Here is a 3,220-nt window from a genome sequence, read left to right as displayed (position 1 = left end):
GAGGTGGGGCGGATCTCGCGGGGCGGGATGCTGCCGCTGTCCACCCAGGAGGGCCTCGCCCTCTTCGACGCCGCACTGAACCACGACCACCCCGTCCTGGTGCCCGCCCGGATCGACCTGCCCGCCCTCCGGGCCCAGGCCCGTGAGGAGGGGCTGCCGCCCCTGCTCCACGACCTCGTGCCCCCGGCACCGAAGCGCGGCTCGCGGGACACCGCGCCCGCCGCGGACCTGACCGACCCGCTCGCCCTGGTCCGCACCCACGCGGCCGCGGTCCTCGGGTACGCCGGGCCCGACCCGGTCGACCCCGACCGGAAGTTCCTGGAGATGGGCTTCGACTCGCTGACCTCGGTCCGCCTGCGCAACCGGCTCAACACGGCGGCCGGACTGACGCTCAGCGCCATGGCGGTCTTCGACCACCCGACGCCCCGGCTCCTGGCCGAGCACCTCCGGGGCGAACTGACCCTGCCGGAGGCGCCGGTGGCGGCGGAGCCGGCGGGCGCCATCGGCCTGCTCTACCGGCAGGCCTGCGCCGACGGCAAGGTCAAGGAGGCGACCGACCTGCTGATGGTGGCCTCGCAGCTGCGGCCGTCCTTCTCCGCCGCGTCGGCGGCCGGCGCCCGGCGACTGCTGGAACCGGTCCGCCTCACCGAGGTCGCGGCGGACGCTCCCGCGGCACCGGCACTGGTCTGCCTGCCCTCGCTGACGGCGATGTCCAGCCCGCACCAGTACGCCCGCTTCGCGGCCGGGTTCGGCGTTCGGCGCGCGGTGTCCGCGCTGCCCCTGCCCGGCTACCTCCAGGGCGAGGAACTGCCGGACAGCGCCGAGGCGGTGGTCGACCTCATCGCCCGGTCGGTGCTGCACGGCACCGGCGGCGCACCGTTCGCCCTGGTCGGCTACTCCTCCGGCGGCTGGGCGGCGCACGACGTCGCCGCCCGGCTGGAACGGCTCGGCAGCCCGGCCGCGGCGCTGGTCCTGCTCGACACCTTCCTTCCGGGCGAGGCCGCCGATCCCGCCTTCCGCTCCGACATGGTCAAGGCCATGTTCGACCGGGAGGAGGAGTACGGCTGGACCACGGACGCCCGACTGACCGCGATGGGCGGGTACTTCCGGCACTTCCACGGCTGGACGCCCGAACCGGTCTCGACCCCGACCCTGCTGGTGAGGGCGGAGCGGTCGCTCGGCGACCGCCGGGCCTCCTGGCCGCTGCGGCACACCGCCGTGGACGTCGAGGGCGACCACTTCACCATGCTGGAGGCCGCCGCCGGCACGGCCGCCGGCGCGGTGGACGACTGGCTGCGGACCGTGCAGCCGGAGCAGAGCACCGAGGGAAAGACGACCCAGCAGTGAGCATACGTACCGAATCCATCCGGACCCCCCGTCAGGGCCTCGGCCCCGAGGTGTGGAAGGCCGCCACGGTGGTGATCCTGGGGTCGACCATGTCCTTCCTGGACTCGACGATCGTCAACGTCGCCCTCAAGGCCCTGGCGTCCGGGCTGGACGCCGCCCTTGACACCATCCAGTGGGTGGTGACGGCCTACCTCCTCGCGGTCGCCGCGGCGATCCCGGTCTCCGGCTGGGCGGCCTGCCGGTACGGAGCCCGGCGCACCTACGTGGCCGCGGTGGTCCTCTTCACGGTCGCCTCCCTGCTGTGCGCCGTCGCTCAGACCTCCGGACAGCTCATCGCCCTGCGGGCCCTCCAGGGCCTCGGTGGCGGTCTGATCATGCCCGTCGGGCAGATCATCCTCGCGAGGGCCGCCGGACCGGTGAACCTCCCGCGCGTGATGGCGGTCGTCGGCGTGCCCATCGTGCTCGCACCGGTCTTCGGGCCGTTCGCGGGCGGACTCCTGCTGCACTACGCGGACTGGCGCTGGATCTTCCTCGTCAACCTGCCGGTGGGGGCCGTGGCCGTGCTGTGCGCCCTGCGGCTGCTGCGCCCCGACGGACCGCAGGAGCCGGCCCCGCTCGACCGGCTCGGGCTGCTGGCCGTCTCCGGAAGCATGGTCGCCCTGACCTACGGGTTCGGGGAGGTCGGCCGGCACACCTCGGCCGTCCCGCTGCTGGTTCTCGCCGTCGGGGCGGTGCTGCTGGTGCTGTTCGTGGTCCGGACCCTGCGCACGGCGCACCCGCTCTTCGACCTCCGGCTCCACCGCGATGCCGTCTTCCGTTCGGCCTCGCTCACCACGGTCTTCCTGTCCATGGGCATGTACGCGGGCATGGTGCTGATGCCGCTGTACTTCCAGAGCGTGCGGGGCGCGGACCCGGTCACCACCGGGGTGCTGCTGCTGCCGTCGAGCGCGGGCGCCGCCGCGGCCACCTGGCTGTCCGGGCGGGTCGTCGAGCGGCTCGGCGGCGGGCGCACCGCCTTCCTCGGCGCGGCGCTGAGCCTCGCCGCGGCGGTGCCGTTCGTCCTGGTCGACGCGGAGACGCCGTACGCGGTGGTCGGTACCGCCATGCTGCTCTCCGGCTTCGGGGCCGGGCTGTCCGTGATGCCGGCGATGACCTCGGCCTTCAGGGCCGTCGACCCGCGCAAGATCAGCGATGCCTCGCCGCAGATCAACATGCTGCAGCGGCTCGGCGGTTCGATCGCGACGGCGGTGTTCGTGGCCGTCCTGCAGAACGGCCTGGACGAAGCGGGGGACGGCGCCGACGGCCGGGTGTCGGCGTTCACCGTCACCTTCTGGTGGTCGCTGGCCGCCGCGGCACTCGCCGCGCTGACCGCCCTGAGCCTGGCCCTCGCCCAGCGGCGCGCGGCCGCCCGTCCGAAGGCCGGGGCCTGACATGTCACTCACCGTGCCGAGCCGCGTCGACGAGCGGCAGGTCGAACTCGCCGAACTCGACCGGTCCCTCATCCGGATGGTCCGGCGCCGCGCCGAACTGGTCGGTGAGATCGAGGCGCTGCGCGGGGCCGCCGGCCTGCCCCGCACCGAACTCACCAGGGAGAACCGGATGCTGCGGGAGTACCAGAGCGGCCTCGGCCGCCCGGGCGTCCGGCTCGCCCTGCTGCTGCTGGAACTCGCCCGGCTCCGGCCGTAGCCGGCCGGAGCCGCATCCGGGCGGAGCAGCCCGCTCGTACGAACCCGATGAGCACCACCTGATGGGAAACACCATGACCGAGATCTCGGCCGTCCTCGACGCGATCCTCAGCTCCGACGCCACGTCGGCGGACTTCGCGGCGCTCAAGCTCCCCGAGTCCTACCGGGCGGTCACGCTCCACAAGGAC

At 73.9% G+C, this 3,220-nt stretch carries 3 protein-coding genes; all 3 read left to right on the top strand.

Features of this window, described 5'->3' with window-relative positions:
• Positions 1-1,347 (top strand): thioesterase domain-containing protein (locus ACIRVF_RS42895; protein WP_402830684.1); only part of this gene is annotated, 1,347 nt, incomplete at its 5' end.
• Positions 1,344-2,777, top strand: coding sequence for a DHA2 family efflux MFS transporter permease subunit (locus ACIRVF_RS42890; RefSeq protein WP_402830681.1), 1,434 nt, complete (start codon positions 1,344-1,346; stop codon positions 2,775-2,777). The genes ACIRVF_RS42895 and ACIRVF_RS42890, both read left to right, overlap by 4 nt.
• Before the next feature lies 1 nt (position 2,778).
• Positions 2,779-3,033: a chorismate mutase gene (locus ACIRVF_RS42885; RefSeq protein ID WP_402830679.1), complete on the top strand. Its 255-nt coding sequence runs from the start codon at positions 2,779-2,781 to the stop codon at positions 3,031-3,033.
• Positions 3,034-3,220 lie beyond the last annotated feature (187 nt).

The organism is Kitasatospora sp. NPDC101157 (assembly GCF_044768255.1).
GTDB lineage: Bacteria > Actinomycetota > Actinomycetes > Streptomycetales > Streptomycetaceae > Kitasatospora.
This window is presented reverse-complemented; position numbering and strand designations above follow the sequence as displayed.